We start from the raw sequence: 13,807 nt of genomic DNA, 5'->3' as shown, positions 1-13,807 counted from the left end.
CTCGGCCGCCTCCGGGCCGGCGAGCAGGTGCAGGTGGGCGCCGGCGTCCTCGGCGACGGCGTGCTCAGCGCGGACTCGCGCGTCTGGGGCTACGCACCGCTCGACGGCGTCGTGGGGGTCATGATCGGCAGGCTGGCGTGACCGCGCGGGCGACCCGGGCGCGGGGGCACACCCGGGACGCCGCCGTCACGCGCGCCGGCGGGTGCGGGTCACCGCCCCCAGCAGTAGGTCCGCGGTACCGTCATTTCCGGGTAGTAGCAGCAGATCTCCACCTGGTTCGGGTACCAGCAGTTGTACGCCTTGGCCTCCGCCTTCGGCGGCACCGCGCGCAGCAGGCGGTCGCCGACCGCGTTGAACATTCGAACCATGGCTTCACCTCCGCGACGGTCCGGCACTCGCGCCGGACGCTGCCGAGTACGCTGCCGGACACCGTTGCCGTTTCGCTAACGAACGGTTACCCGGCAGCGGATCGTCAGCGGCGCGGTGGCGACGCCTGGTGCAGTGGCACGGCCGTGGGCCGCCGTCTTCCTTGGAGCGCTTCGTGATCGGGATGGTTCGTGCTCAGCTGTGGTTCCGGCGCGGGCGCACGCTCGCCACGCTCGCGGCGTTGGTGATCGCGGTGGCGAGCTTCGCCCTGCTGACGTCGGCGGCGCGGGGCGCGCAGGTGCGGGCGGTGGGCACGGTACGGGAGAACTTCCGGCCCGGGTACGACATCCTGGTCCGCCCACCGGCCGCCGCGACCGACGCGCCCGGCGAGCTGATCTCCTTCGACCGGATCGGCAGCACGTACGGCGGGATCAGCGTCGAGCAGTGGCGGCGGATCGAGCGGCTGCCCGGCGTCGACGTGGCGGCCCCGGTGGCCATGGTCGGCTACGTGATGCACTCGACGGTCTACCCGGTCGATCTCGCGCCCTACGTGCGGCCCGGCGTGGCGCACCAGGTGTTCCGGGTGCGCCCCACGTGGGTGTCCGACAACGGGCTGAGCCGGGCGCCCGACGGCAACGCCTACCTCTATGTCACCACCGACCGGCTCGAATGGGTCCCCGGCGAGGAGATGGCGGTCAACCAGATCTACCACGAGCTGCCGCGCGAGTCGGCCATCCACCGGATCGTCCCCGGCGGCGGCGACACCGTGATCTGCGTCCCGGAGACCCATTACATCGGCGTCGACCCGCTCGATCCGCAGCGGCGTCGCTCGGTCTCCTGCTGGTCGAGCGACCCGGCCTCCACCGCCAACGCGACCGCGCGGCCGCGGGTGGGCATCGTCGTGCCGGTACCGATGCTGATGGCGGCCGTCGACCCCGAGCAGGAGGCCAGGCTCAACGGCCTGGACACCGCGGTGACCGCCGGGAGCTACCTCACCACCGGCGCGCCGTCCGCGCCGGGCGCGGTGCCGGTGCTCGTGGCCGGGAGGCCGCAGCTGGACCGGCGGGCGCAGGTCGGCGTCGAGCGTCTCGATGTCACCGTCGCCGAGCGGGTGGCCGCCGGCGTCACCTTGGACAACCTCATCGACCCGTTCGAGGCCGCGGCCGGCACCCCGGCCGGCGCGGCGACGTTCACCGAGCAGGACGTGTACGCGCAGGTCGTCGACGAGCTGCGCAACGCGTCGCCGCTGGGCTGGTACAACAGCAATCCCACGACCGTCATCGTCGGCGGTGCCCGGCCCGACGACCGGACGTGGTCCATCCCCACCAACCCCGGCGTCCAGAACTATTGGACCGTCGGGCCGGCCCCGACCCCGATGGCGACCGTCCCGCTCGACGGCGACGAGTGGGGCCAAGGCTGCTTCGACCTGCCAGCCTGCAACGCGCTGCCGGTCGAACTGTCCGACCCCGTCACCCGGGGCGTCGACCCGCACGGCAACGGCAAAGCGGCCCCCTTCGGCTCGGCGTACCTGCAGGGCGTCGGCGTGTTCGACCCGGCCAAGGTCGACGTCGGGCCGGCCCTGGCCGGGATGCCCGCCGACCTGTACTCGCCCACCGGCCGCCCCGGCGCCGACGCGTCCTCCCGCAAGGCCCTCGGCGGCCAGCCGCTCGGGCCGAGCGCGAACTTCGCCGGCCCCGTACCGCAGCATCCCTCGCTGCTGACCACGCTCGACGCCCTGCCGGCCCTGCACCGCGCCCCCTACCAGAACCTCGACGCGGCGCACGGCGTGAACGACCAGGCACCGATCAGCACCGTCCGGGTCCGCGTCGCCGGCGAGGTCGGCATGGACGACCTGTCACGGGAGCGCGTCCGCGCCGTCGCGCAACGCATCCACGACGAGACCGGGCTGCGGGTGGACCTCACCCTGGGCGCCTCACCCGCCGGCGTCGCCACCACGCTGCCGGCCGGCAACCACGGCCGCCCGCCGCTCACCATCGCCGAGCCGTGGCTGAGGACCGGCGTGGCCACGACCGTCGTCGCCGCGATCGACCACAAGAGCCTCCTGCTGGCCGTGCTGGTGCTCGTCGCCTGCGTCCTCGCGGTCGGCAACGCGGCGGGCGCGGCGGTGCGGACCCGCAGTACCGAACTCGCCGTCCTGGCCTGTATCGGCTGGCCCAGACGCAGGCTCTTCGCCCTGGTCTGCGCGGAGTCCGCCGCCATCGCCCTGCTCGCCGCCGTCGCCGGTGTGCTGCTCGCCTTCGCCGCGGCGTGGCCGCTCGGCGTGCGCATCGAGTGGCTCACCGCGCTCGGCGCCGTCCCGGCCGCGCTGGCCCTCACGCTCGGCGCCGCCCTGGTCCCGGCCCGCCGGGCCGCCCGTGCCGACCCGGCCACAGCGGTTCGCCCGCCCGTCGTGGCGGTGCGCCGCCGCCGCACCCCCCGCAGCTTGGCCGGCCTGGCCTGGACGAACCTGCTCCGGGCGCCGGGCCGCACCGTCATGGGGGCGCTGAGCCTGGCGATCGGCGTGGCGGCCCTGACGCTGCTGGCCGTGGTCACGATCGCCTTCCGTGGCGCCGTCACCGGCACGGTCCTCGGCGACGCGATCACCGTGCAGGTCCAGTCGACCGACTACATCGCCGCCGCCCTGACCACGCTGCTTGGCGCGGTCGCCGTCGCCGACGTGCTGTATGTCAACATCCGCGAGCGATCGGCGGAGTTCGCCCTGCTCGGCGCCACGGGCTGGTCCGAGGCCCGGGTCACCCGCCTCGCCGCCTACGAGGCCGTCGCGCTCGGCATCGCCGGCGGCGTGGGCGGCGCGGGCGCGGGCCTCGGCGCCGCGGCGGCCCTGACCGGGTCGTTGCCGCCCGCGGTGTACGCCACCGCCGCGGGCGCCGCCCTGGCCGGCGCGCTGCTCACGACCGCCGCCGCGGCCGTGCCGCTGCGGATGCTGCGCGGCCTTCCGATGGCCCGCCTGCTCGCCGAGGACTGAGCCGCCGGCGATCGCCCGGTGCACGACGAGCCGTCGAGGCGGGCGTTGAGGTGCCCGGCCACGACCCGCAGTGGTCGCGGCGGGCGACCTCGAGGGCCGCGCCGAGGCGGGCGAGCCGGTCGAGCTGCTCGGGCCAGACGGCTCGTCGTGCACCGGCGACCGGCCGGCGGAAAAGGCGTCGGGGTCGCGCGGCACGCCGATCCCGCCGGTGTGGTGCATCGTTTCGCGGTTCACGCCTACGATCCGGGCGGCTGGCGGTTCGGCGGAGAATATGTCGTTACGGTTACTGTCGCGCGGGACGCGATGTCGCCGCCCCGGTCCAGCGCCGGGGCTCAGCGGCCTCGGCGCAGGTCGTGCTGCCCGTGTCCGGCCTCGTGTAATTGGGCCAACACGATCGGTGAAGAAGTGTTTTCTCCCGGCTATCTGGCGTCAAATCAATAGATTGGCGATACTGTTTTCGACGGGCTCCGTTTTGTGTGCAACGTTCGAGTCGCTCCCGGGAGGTCGGCCGACATGGCCAAGCGTGTCATTCAGGAACTGATCGACGATCTGGACGGTAAGTCCGCCGATGAGAGTGTCACGTTCGGCCTCGATGGCGTGCAGTATTCGATCGACCTGTCCAAGAAGAACGCCGAGAAACTGCGCGCGGCGCTGAAGCCCTACATTTCCGCGGGCACCAAGCTGGGCCGCAGCACGACCGCTGGGGCCCGAACTGCCCCCGGCCGGGGACGCGGCACGACGCGCGGCGACCGCGACCAGAACCGGGCCATCCGGGAATGGGCGCAAGGGGCCGGATTCCAGGTATCCGACCGCGGCCGCATCAAGCAGGAGATCGTCGACCAGTACCACGCCACCGCCGGGCACTGATTCCGTTCACGGCCGTTGTGCTCAAGGCCGTTCTGCTCAAGGCGGGGACGGTCGCGCCGATGAGGCCGGGGTGAACCTGGTCGCGGTGCTCATCGTCCGGGACGAGTCGGCCAACCTGCCCGGGTGCCTGGCCGCCCTCGGCGGGACGGTCGACGGCGTACATGTGCACGACACCGGCTCCACCGACGGGTCGGCGGCCCTGGCGCGGTCGCTCGGGGCCACCGTCAGCACGGGGCAGTGGCGGGGCGACTTCGCTGCGGCGCGCAACGCGGCCGTGGCGGCGGCCGGCGCCCCCGAGTGGGTGCTGAGCGTCGACGCCGACGAACGGGCCGTGACGGTGCCCGAGCGGCTGCGCTCCGCCCTGCTGGCCACGACCGCCGGCGCGCTCCTGGTGGAGATCGACAACCGGCACGACGAGCTGCCGTACGCGCACCGCAGCGCCCGGCTGTTCCGCCCGGCGGCGCTGCACTGGGAGGGCCGCGTCCACGAGCGGCTCGCCCCGCGGGCCGAGTGGCCGGCGCTGCCGCGCGACGCGCTCCACCTGGTCCACCTCGGCTACGAGGATCCGCTGGTCCGCCGGCGCAAGTCCGAGCGCAACGCCGAGCTCGCCGAGGCGGCCCTCGCCGAGGCGACCGATGGCCGCGACGTCGCCCGGGCGCTGTTCGACCTGGGCCGTAGCAACGTCGGCGCCGGGAGGGCGCAGGAGGCGGTCGACGCCTTCGAGCGCCTCCGCGAGCTGGCGCCGGGCACCCGCCACTGGATCCTCGGCACCGACGCCCTGGCCCGCCTGCTGCTCGGCGCCGGCCACGACGAGGCCGTGGTGGTCCTCGCCCGCCAGCTGCGCGCCGCGGGCGCCGAGGGCCAGTACTGCGACTGGCTCGAGGCCCAGGCCCTCGCGCAGCTCGGCCTCGCCGACGACGCCTGGCGCCTGCTGCGCGGCGTGCGCCGGGTCGTCGACCCCGCCGGCCGGGTCTACCCGCCGGCGCACCTGGCCGAGCTCAAGCGCCTCCTCGGCGACCTGGTGGCCGCCCGGGCCGGCGGTCAGCGCGGCGGGACCGGGTCAGCGGTCCGGTGAAGCGATCGCCGCGCGGCGCCCCGGCCACCACGGCGAGGCGCCGCGCGGCGATGCTCTACACGGCGCGGGGCTCGCCCCGGTACGTGCCGAACGACCACAGGTTGCCCTCCGGGTCGCGCACCGCGAACCCGCGCGAGCCGTAGTCGGTGTCGCTCAGCTCCTGGATCACCGTCGCGCCGGCGGCGGTCGCGCGCCGGTAGAGGGCGTCGGGCTCGGCGCACACCACGTAGCAGCCGAACGTGCCCGGCCTGAGCGGCCACGGCGAGTCGTCGCCGCGGTCGCTGCCCAGCATGATGCCGCCGCCCTCCGGCCACGACAGCTCGGCGTGCCCGACGAAGTCGCCCTCGCCGTGGACGGCGGTCTCCTCGAAACCGAACGCGTCGACGAGGAAGCGGATCAGGGCGCGGGCGTCGGCCGCCCGCAGCGTGGGCCACACCTGCGGCGGCGGGATCTTGTCATCGGTCATGCCCCCGAGTCTGCCGCGGCCAGGTCCAGCGGCGATTGCACGTTTCGGAACTCCTCCGCCCACCAGCGCGCCGGCGGGACCCCGGCCAGGGCGGAGAACTCCCGGCTGAGGTGGGCCTGGTCGTAGTACCCGCACTCGACGGCGAGGGCGGCGAGCGGGTGCGTGCCGCCCGAGGCCTGCAGCCGGCGCCGCGCCCGGTCGAAGCGGGCCACCCGCGCGGCGACCTTCGGAGAGAGGCCGATCTCGATGCCGAAGCGGCGGCTGAGGTACCGGCCGCTCCACCCCGTCTCGCCGGCGAGCTCGGCCGGGCTGACCGTGCCGCCGGTCGCGCACAGCCGCCGCCAGGCGAAGGCAATCTCCGGCGCGGGCGCGAGGGCCGGGTCGGCCCGGCGGGTGAGCAGCTCGTCGACGATGCGGAAGCGCGCCGGCCAGCCGGCGGCCAGGCACACCCGCTCGCGCAGCTCGTCGGCGAGCGGCCCGAGCAGGCAGGCGGCGTCGAGGTCGGCGCCGGCCAGCTCGCCGGCCGGCAGGCCGAGCAGCGCCCGGGCGCCCAGCGGCGACAGCGCGACCTGGATGCCGGCGCCGCGGCCGTCGTGCGTGAGGATCGCGGGGGTGGTGTGCAGGCCGCCGATGAGCGTGTCGTAGCGCCCGGGCGGCGTGGCCGGGTCGGGATGCGCCGCGACGCGCAGCGGCTCACCGAGCGTCACGATCAGGGTGAGGTGCGGCGAGGGCAGCCCCCGATGCCGCCCCGGCGGGAGGCCGTGCTGGTCGTAGCCGGTGTACCAGCTGGCGAAGGGCCGCACCGCCGCCGCCGGCCGCCACCGCACGTACTCCGAACCCATGGGCCCAGGGTAGCCAGGACGGTCAGGTAGCCAGCATGATCAGGTAGCGAGGACGGTCAGGCGGTGCGGCGTTCCGAGCGGTTCAACGGCCACGGCGCCGGCGCCGCGTCGGGCTCGGTGACCAGCGCGCCGGCGTCGCCGTCGAGCGCGGCCCGCACCGTGCGGTACGTCGGAATGGTGTTCAGCGTCCCGCCCTCACGCAGCGTGTGCACCACCTGCGCGTTCGGGCCGGCCAGGACCAGCGATCCGCCCTGTTCGGTGGCGATGCCCGCGGTCACGCGCAGCATCATCACGCCCGTGCAGTCGATCGTGGCCACCGCGGCCAGATCGACGACGATTCGAATCTGCGGCCGCAGCAGCGCCTGGGACAGCGCGGTCTCGAGCTGCATCGTGCTGGCCGCCACCAGCGCCCCGTGACAGGACAGCACCGTGGCGGCAGCGAGTCGTTCCACTGCGAGGGTCAGGGCTGTCATGCTGCGACGATACGTTCCGCGGTGACGGTCCGTGAACCGCTGTCCAGCCGGGAAGCCCGTCCGTCCGGCCGGTGCCCGGACCACCGGACGTCGCGGTGCGTGCTCCGTCGGACGGCGGCGCCATTGGCCCGGCCGGGTGTTTTCGCTGGGAGTTCGTGCCCGCCTGCAACCGGCTGACCGGTTCGCGCGTCCGGGGTCGCGGACGCTCGCGGCCGGCCGTCACGCTGCGTCACCGCCCGGGGCGAGCTGACCCGGCGGGGCCGCGGACCGTCGAACATCGACGGTAATCACCGTTTTTCGGCGCGCGGCAAGCCCCGCAATCCCTTGCGGACACCCTTCACGTTCGATTCGACGTTCGTCGCTGTCGGCCTCGGCGATAGTGTGCGTTGTCAATATGATCCCGAACCCGGCGCGTCCGGGATACGGGCGGAAATCCGGCCCCGTCCCGCGTGCCGTCGTAAGGAGGCTCCATGGTGAGAAAAGGCCTGGCCACGACAGCGGCCGTCGCCCTGGCCGTGCCGATGCTCGTCACGTTGCCGGCCGTGCCGGCCCTCGCGGCTCCCGCGAAGGCCCCGGCGCCGGCCAAGACGGACGCGTCCGACGTGCGGGAGCTGACCCGCACCAACTTCACGTTGGACGGCAAGGTCGTCGACACGTCGAAGATGGCGAGCGGCAAGGCGAAGCAGCGCACCGCGCCCGCCGCGGCGGCCACCCCGCCGGTCGGCACGGTTCGTCAGTGGCTGGGTTCCGACGACTACAATGGCCAGCTGTACCGCAAGGACTATGTCCTGCGCGGTGTCGGCGAGCACATTGAGGTCTGGGTCGCCGTCGACACCTCGTTCCCGGCGGGCGACTGCCGCAACCAGGTGCCGAATACCACCACGGTGACCGACGCGCAGGTGACGAACTTCATCCACGAGTTCGACACCAACATGTATCCCAAGGAGACCGCCGCCTTCGCCACCCCGCCGGACCGGGACGGCAGCAACGCGCTGCTAGGCCCGGACAAGAACGGCAACGGTGGCGTGTACACCGGCGGCGGCGAGAAGACGGTGACGCTGGTCGACAACGTCCGGGACGACAACTACTACCGGTTCCCGGCCGCGCCGACCTACATCGCCGGCTTCTTCTCCGTGCAGTTCAACGAGCTGTTCGACCGCAATGTCATGACGATCGACTCGTACGACTGGGCGCACCGCACCGGCGCCGACCCGGTGGACGAGCCGACGTCGGACCTGTGCACCAGCCGCCCGGCACGCCCGCGCCTCTACGAGGGCACGTTCGCGCACGAGTGGCAGCACCTGGTCCAGTCCTACTCGGACCCGAACGAGACGACGTGGCTGAACGAGGGTCTGTCCGACTTCGCGCAGACGCTCACCGGCTACGTCGACGGGACCAAGACGGTCTTCGACAAGGGCGCCGACAGCCACCTGTTCTGCTTCCAGGGCTTCGGGCCGGTGCAGACGCCGTTCAACCCGAACCCCCGCGACTGCGGTGGTGCCCAGAACTCGCTCAACCTCTGGGGCGAGGGCGGCAACGGCAACGGGGTGCTCGCCGACTACGGCAACGCCTACGAGCTGATGCTGTACCTCTACGACCGCTTCGGCCAGGGCATCATCGAGCGGCTCCACCGCGACGGCGAACTGCAGGGCCTCGCGAGCCTCGACGCGGCCGTGAAGGCGGCGGGCGCCAAGGACGTGTACACGGTCCTGCACGACTACCAGAGCATGGTGCTGCTCGACAAGATCGTCGGCGACTCCAAGTGGGGGATCGTCCTCGGGACGGACAAGAAGAACGTCACGTCCAAGAGCCTGCGCTCCACGGTCAACCTGGCCAACCCGCAGTCCTACAGCGTGCCCGGCGCGGCCCCGAACGGCGCGGACTACGTGCTGTTGCAGAAAGGCGGGACGGCGCTGGCCGGCAAGGACCTGCGCTCGCTGAACTTCAGCGGCGCGAAGACCCTGCCGACGCTGCCGCTGGCCTGGACCCTGGTCGGCAACGACCCCGACCGGGCCGGCAACTCGGTGCTGTTCTCGGGCAACGCGAACAACACCAACGCCGCGGCGGTCATCCCCGTGACCGTGCCGGCCACCGACGCGACGCTGACCTTCCTCGCGAAGTACGGCGCCGAGCTCGGCTACGACTACGGATACGTCCAGGTCTCCACCGACGGTGGCAGCACGTACACCTCGATCCCCGGTGACAGGACCGTCCCCGCGCCGCTGGGCCCCGGCCTCAACGGCACGACGAACGGCTTCGAGCAGCACACGTTCGACCTGTCGGCCTACGCCGGCAAGTCGATCCTGCTCTCGTTCCGCTACGTCAGCGACGGCGGTGTCAACGAGGGCGGCCTGCTCCTCGACGACATCAAGCTCGGCGGCACGCTGCTGAGCGACGGGTCCAGCCTGGCCCCGTTCAAGTCACCGACCCAGATCAAGCCGATCACGGTCAAGAACTGGAACGTCAAGCTCGTCGGCATCGACGAGGCCCGCGCGTTCGCCTGGCAGTTCGAGTACAACGGCAAGGACGCTCTGCAGCTCAACTGGATCCAGCTGGCGCTGCTGTCGCTGTTCCCGAAGGTCGTGGCGATCGTCGCCTACGACGAGCCGACGGAGCAGGTGCAGCAGTACGCGCCGTACACCCTCACGGTGAACGGCGTCGTCCAGCCCGGTGGCGGCGGAGCCTGACGGTTAGGCACACCGGCGACCCCACCGTCCCCCGCGGGCGGTGGGGTCGTTCGTCCCGCGCGCCCGCGAGCACGGCGCCGAGGCGGCCGCGGCGGTCGGCGTGCGCTGCGGCGCCGACTGGCACCGCACGGAGTTTTCGCGACGGCGTGCTGACCACCCCGCACCCGACCGGCTATGCCGACCGCGAGGCGGCCATGCCCGCCCTGGGCGACCCGCCCCCGGCGGGCTGCGCGGGCGCGTACACGGCCCGGCGCGGCGGCCCGAGCCGGCTGCCCCGCTCACTGCGCGAAACACGCCGGGAGCTGATGTGCCGGGTGGCCGCCGACGAGTCCGGCACCCTGGAGTCGATGCTGGACGCCGGCCTCGACCCGCACTGCCGCGACGGCGACGGCCGCACGCTGCCGCACCTGCTGCCGTGCCCGGTTCCGGACGAGTCGCGGCTGCGGCTGCGGCTCCTGGCCGCCGGCCTCGACCCGCGGGCACGGGACCGTTTCGGCCGTACGCCGGCCCGGCTGGCCGAGCTCGACGGCGCCGCGCCCGAGCTGATCGCCGCCCTCCGGCGCGGCGCGCTGACGGCTGCCCGCGGCGGACGCGCCGCCCGCGCCGCCCGCGCCGGGCCGGCGAGAGGGCTGCGAGGGACTGCGTGGGGCCGGGTCAGGCGCCGACGTAGGCCGCGAGGTGCTCGCCGGTGAGGGTGGAGCGGGCGGCGACGAGGTCGGCGGGTGCGCCCTCGAAGACGATCCGGCCGCCGTCGTGGCCGGCGCCGGGGCCGAGGTCGATGATCCAGTCGGCGTGCGCCATGACCGCCTGGTGGTGCTCGACGACGATGACCGACTTGCCGGCGTCGACGAGCCGGTCGAGCAGGCCGAGCAGCTGTTCGACGTCGGCGAGGTGCAGGCCCGTGGTCGGCTCGTCGAGGACGTAGATGCCGCCCTTGTCGCCCATGCGGGTGGCCAGCTTCAGCCGCTGGCGCTCGCCACCGGACAGCGTCGTGAGGGGCTGGCCGAGGCTGAGGTAGCCGAGCCCGACGTCGGCGAGCCGGTCGAGGATGGCGTGCGCCGCCGGCGTGCGCGCCTCGCCCGCGCCGAAGAACTCCTCGGCCTCGGTCACCGACATCGCGAGCACCTCGCTGATGTCGCGCCCGCCGAGACGGTACTCCAGCACCGATGCCCCGAACCGCTTCCCCTCGCACTCCTCGCAGGTGGTGGCGACGCCGGCCATCATCGCCAGGTCGACGTAGGTGACGCCGGCGCCGTTGCAGCCGGGGCAAGCACCCTCGGAGTTGGCGCTGAACAGCGCCGGTTTCACGCCGTTGGCCTTCGCGAACGCCTTGCGGATCGGCTCGAGCAGCCCGGTGTACGTCGCCGGGTTGCTGCGCCGCGAGCCCCCGATCGCGCCCTGGTCGATCGACACCACACCCTCGGCGGCGGGAATCGACCCGTGCACGAGCGAGCTCTTGCCGGAGCCGGCGACGCCGGTGACGACGACCAGCACCCCGAGCGGGATGTCGACGTCGACGTCGCGCAGGTTGTGCGCCGTCGCGCCGCGGATCGCCAGCTTGCCGGTGGGCCGCCGCACGGTCTCCTTGAGGGAGGCCCGGTCGTCGAAGTGGCGGCCGGTGATGGTGCCGCTGGTGCGCAGGCCCTCGACGGTGCCCTCGAAGCAGACGGCGCCGCCCGCCGTGCCGGCGCCGGGGCCGAGGTCGACGACGTGGTCGGCGATCGCGATCGTCCCCGGCTTGTGCTCCACGACCAGCACGGTGTTGCCCTTGTCGCGCAGCCGCAGCAGCAGGTCGTTCATCCGCTGGATGTCGTGGGGGTGCAGCCCGATCGTCGGCTCGTCGAAGACGTACGTGACGTCGGTGAGCGACGACCCGAGGTGGCGGATCATCTTGACGCGCTGCGCCTCGCCGCCGGACAGGGTGCCCGAGGGCCGGTCGAGCGAGAGGTAGCCCAGCCCGATCTCCACGAACGACTCGAGGGTGTGCCGCAGCGCGTCGAGCAGCGGTGCCAGCGACGGCTCGTCGAGGCCGCGGACCCATTCGGCCAGGTCGCTGATCTGCATCGCGCAGGCGTCGGCGATGTTGATCCCGTTGATCCTCGACGACCGGGCCGCCTCGGTGAGCCGGGTGCCGTCGCATTCGGGGCACGTGGTGAAGATGACCGCCCGGTCGACGAATGCCCGGATGTGTGGCTGCATCGCCTCCCGGTCCTTGGACAGGAGCGACTTCTGGATCTTCGGGATGAGCCCCTCGTACGTCAGGTTGACGTTGTCGACCTTGATCTTGGTCGGCTCCTTGTGGAGGAGGTCGTGCAGCTCCTTCTTGGTGAACCGGCGGATCGGCTTGTCCGCGTCGAAGAAGCCGCAACCGTTGAAGATGCGGCCGAACCAGCCGTCCATGCTGTAGCCGGGGATCGTGAGCGCGCCCTCGTTGAGCGACTTGCTGTCGTCGTAGAGCTGCGTCAGATCGAAGTCGCTCACGTTGCCCATGCCCTCGCAGCGCGGACACATGCCGCCGGCGCGGGTGAAGGTCTTCTTCACGGCCTTGCTGTCCCCGCGCTCGACCGTGATCGCGCCGCTCGCCCGGACCGTCGGGACGTTGAACGAGAACGCGTTGGGCGAGCCGATGTGCGGCTGCCCGAGCCGGCTGAAGACGATCCGCAGCATCGCGTTGGCGTCGGTGACGGTGCCGACCGTGGAGCGGGGGTTGCTCCCCAGCCGCTCCTGGTCGACGATGATCGCCGTCGTCAGCCCCTCCAGCAGGTCGACCTCCGGCCGGGCCAGCGTCGGCATGAAGCCCTGCACGAAGGCGCTGTAGGTCTCGTTGATCAGCCGCTGCGACTCCGCGGCGATCGTGGCGAAGACCAGCGAGCTCTTGCCCGAGCCGGAGACGCCAGTGAACACCGTCAGCCGGCGCTTCGGGATCTCGACGCTGACGTCCTTGAGGTTGTTCTCGCGCGCGCCCTGCACGCGGATCAGATCGTGGCTGTCGGCGACCCGCAGCTCGGACGGCTGCGTGCTTGTCCTCCTGGCCATACGTTCGGTTCTCCTTCGTCGGTGCGGTCACGGCGACGGTCTACTGTCTACGGTCTACTGTCTACATGATCGCCGGTCTAGCTGGTCGGCGGTGTCGGCGCGGCCAGGATCTGGGCAGGGGCAGGGAGCTGGGCAGGGAGAGGCCCGGCCGGACGATGCCGGCCGGGCCCCACCACTTACCGGTCCTGCAGCAGCCCGAGCACGTTGCCGTCGGGGTCGGTGACGGTGGCCACCAGGCGTCCGCCGCCGACGTCGTGTGCGGCTTCCTTCACGGTGGCACCCGCGGCGGTCACCTCGGCCAGCTTCGCCGCGATGTCCGGCACGTGCCAGTAGGCCACCGGCGAGCTCATGCCCTGCGCCGCGCCGCCCGGCACCAGCCCGATCTGCTGACCGGCGGCCTCGTAGCCGACGTAGTAGGAGGAGTCGGTCTGCGGCGGCATGCCGAGCAGGGCGGTGTAGACCGCCTTGGCCGCCTCCAGATCGGATACGGGGTGCAGCACGGTCTTGATTCCCTGGGTGGAAGAGTCGCTCATGCGTTCGCTCCTGAGATTCGTTGGTCGAAGTGACCTCAGCGCCGCTCGTTGATGCGGACGAGGTTGCCCGCGGGATCGCGCACGGCGCAGTCGCGAATCCCGTACGGCTGCTCGGTCGGCTCCTGGACGACCTCGGCGCGCTCCTGCAGCCGCGCGAAGAGCCCGTCGAGGTCGGCGGTGGCCAGGACGATCATGGCGTAGGTGCCCTTGGCCATCATCTCGGCGATGGCGCGGCGCTCGTCGTCGGTGATGCCGGGGTCGGCGGCCGGTGGGTGCAGGACGATGGAGGTGTCGGGCTGGTTCGGGAGGCCGACCGTGATCCAGCGCATCCCCTCGTAGCCGACGTCGTTGCGGACCTCGAAGCCGAGGAGGTCGCGGTAGAACGCCAGCGCCGCCTCCGGGTCGTCGTGCGGCAGGAACGTGTTGTGAATGGTGAGGTCCATGACCCTCACGCTAGCGGCGCCCGGTGGCCCGTG

12 protein-coding genes are annotated in these 13,807 nt (G+C 72.7%); 5 read left to right on the top strand and 7 right to left on the bottom strand.

What is annotated here, in order from left to right:
* Positions 1-209 precede the first annotated feature (209 nt).
* Positions 210-368 (bottom strand): hypothetical protein, encoded by a 159-nt coding sequence (locus ABT297_RS29135; protein ID WP_350555350.1) that lies wholly within the window; start codon positions 366-368, stop codon positions 210-212.
* A gap of 182 nt (positions 369-550) precedes the next feature.
* On the opposite strand from ABT297_RS29135, the gene ABT297_RS29130 reads away from it, so the two are divergent.
* The 3 genes from ABT297_RS29130 (at position 551) to ABT297_RS29120 (ending at position 5,294) form a co-directional block, all read left to right on the top strand.
* Positions 551-3,352: an FtsX-like permease family protein gene (locus tag ABT297_RS29130; protein ID WP_350555358.1), complete on the top strand. Its 2,802-nt coding sequence runs from the start codon at positions 551-553 to the stop codon at positions 3,350-3,352.
* A 513-nt stretch (positions 3,353-3,865) separates the two neighbouring features.
* A complete protein-coding gene (locus ABT297_RS29125) occupies positions 3,866-4,219 on the top strand; it encodes a histone-like nucleoid-structuring protein Lsr2 (protein ID WP_350555348.1) in 354 nt (117 codons plus the stop codon).
* Positions 4,220-4,289: 70 nt separating this feature from the next.
* Entirely contained in the window at positions 4,290-5,294 is a 1,005-nt protein-coding gene (locus tag ABT297_RS29120; protein WP_350555346.1) for a glycosyltransferase, read from the top strand.
* Positions 5,295-5,349: 55 nt separating this feature from the next.
* On the opposite strand, the gene ABT297_RS29115 is transcribed toward ABT297_RS29120, so the two are convergent.
* Genes ABT297_RS29115 through ABT297_RS29105 form a run of 3 tightly spaced genes read right to left on the bottom strand, consistent with a single transcriptional unit; the run spans position 5,350 to position 7,075 of the window.
* Positions 5,350-5,760: a VOC family protein gene (locus tag ABT297_RS29115; RefSeq protein ID WP_350555344.1), complete on the bottom strand. Its 411-nt coding sequence runs from the start codon at positions 5,758-5,760 to the stop codon at positions 5,350-5,352.
* Positions 5,757-6,602, bottom strand: coding sequence for a helix-turn-helix domain-containing protein (locus ABT297_RS29110; protein ID WP_350555342.1), 846 nt, complete (start codon positions 6,600-6,602; stop codon positions 5,757-5,759). The genes ABT297_RS29115 and ABT297_RS29110 overlap by 4 nt, the downstream gene beginning before the upstream one ends.
* 56 nt (positions 6,603-6,658) lie before the next feature.
* Entirely contained in the window at positions 6,659-7,075 is a 417-nt protein-coding gene (locus ABT297_RS29105) for an STAS domain-containing protein (protein WP_350555340.1), read from the bottom strand.
* 470 nt (positions 7,076-7,545) lie between these two features.
* Here ABT297_RS29105 and ABT297_RS29100 point away from each other — a divergent pair, with 470 nt between their 5' ends.
* Both ABT297_RS29100 and ABT297_RS29095 read left to right on the top strand, forming a co-directional pair.
* Positions 7,546-9,762: a choice-of-anchor J domain-containing protein gene (locus tag ABT297_RS29100; protein WP_350555337.1), complete on the top strand. Its 2,217-nt coding sequence runs from the start codon at positions 7,546-7,548 to the stop codon at positions 9,760-9,762.
* Between the two features lie 146 nt (positions 9,763-9,908).
* Positions 9,909-10,454, top strand: coding sequence for a hypothetical protein (locus ABT297_RS29095; RefSeq protein WP_350555335.1), 546 nt, complete (start codon positions 9,909-9,911; stop codon positions 10,452-10,454).
* Here the strand turns inward: ABT297_RS29095 and ABT297_RS29090 are convergent.
* From ABT297_RS29090 to ABT297_RS29080, 3 genes are all read right to left on the bottom strand, one after another.
* On the bottom strand, positions 10,417-12,798 hold the full coding sequence (locus ABT297_RS29090) for an ATP-binding cassette domain-containing protein (protein WP_350555333.1): 2,382 nt from the start codon (positions 12,796-12,798) through the stop codon (positions 10,417-10,419). The genes ABT297_RS29095 and ABT297_RS29090 overlap by 38 nt on opposite strands.
* Before the next feature lie 176 nt (positions 12,799-12,974).
* Positions 12,975-13,331 carry a VOC family protein gene (locus tag ABT297_RS29085; protein WP_350555331.1) on the bottom strand — a complete coding sequence of 119 codons (357 nt, stop codon included), beginning with the start codon at positions 13,329-13,331 and terminating at the stop codon, positions 12,975-12,977.
* A 35-nt stretch (positions 13,332-13,366) separates the two neighbouring features.
* Positions 13,367-13,774, bottom strand: coding sequence for a VOC family protein (locus ABT297_RS29080; RefSeq protein WP_350555329.1), 408 nt, complete (start codon positions 13,772-13,774; stop codon positions 13,367-13,369).
* Positions 13,775-13,807: the final 33 nt, after the last annotated feature.

The sequence above is a fragment of the Dactylosporangium sp. NPDC000555 genome (assembly GCF_040300025.1).
Classification (GTDB): Bacteria; Actinomycetota; Actinomycetes; order Mycobacteriales; family Micromonosporaceae; genus Dactylosporangium.
The sequence above is the reverse complement of the archived record's forward strand: the minus strand, read 5'-3'. Positions and strand labels throughout refer to the sequence as shown.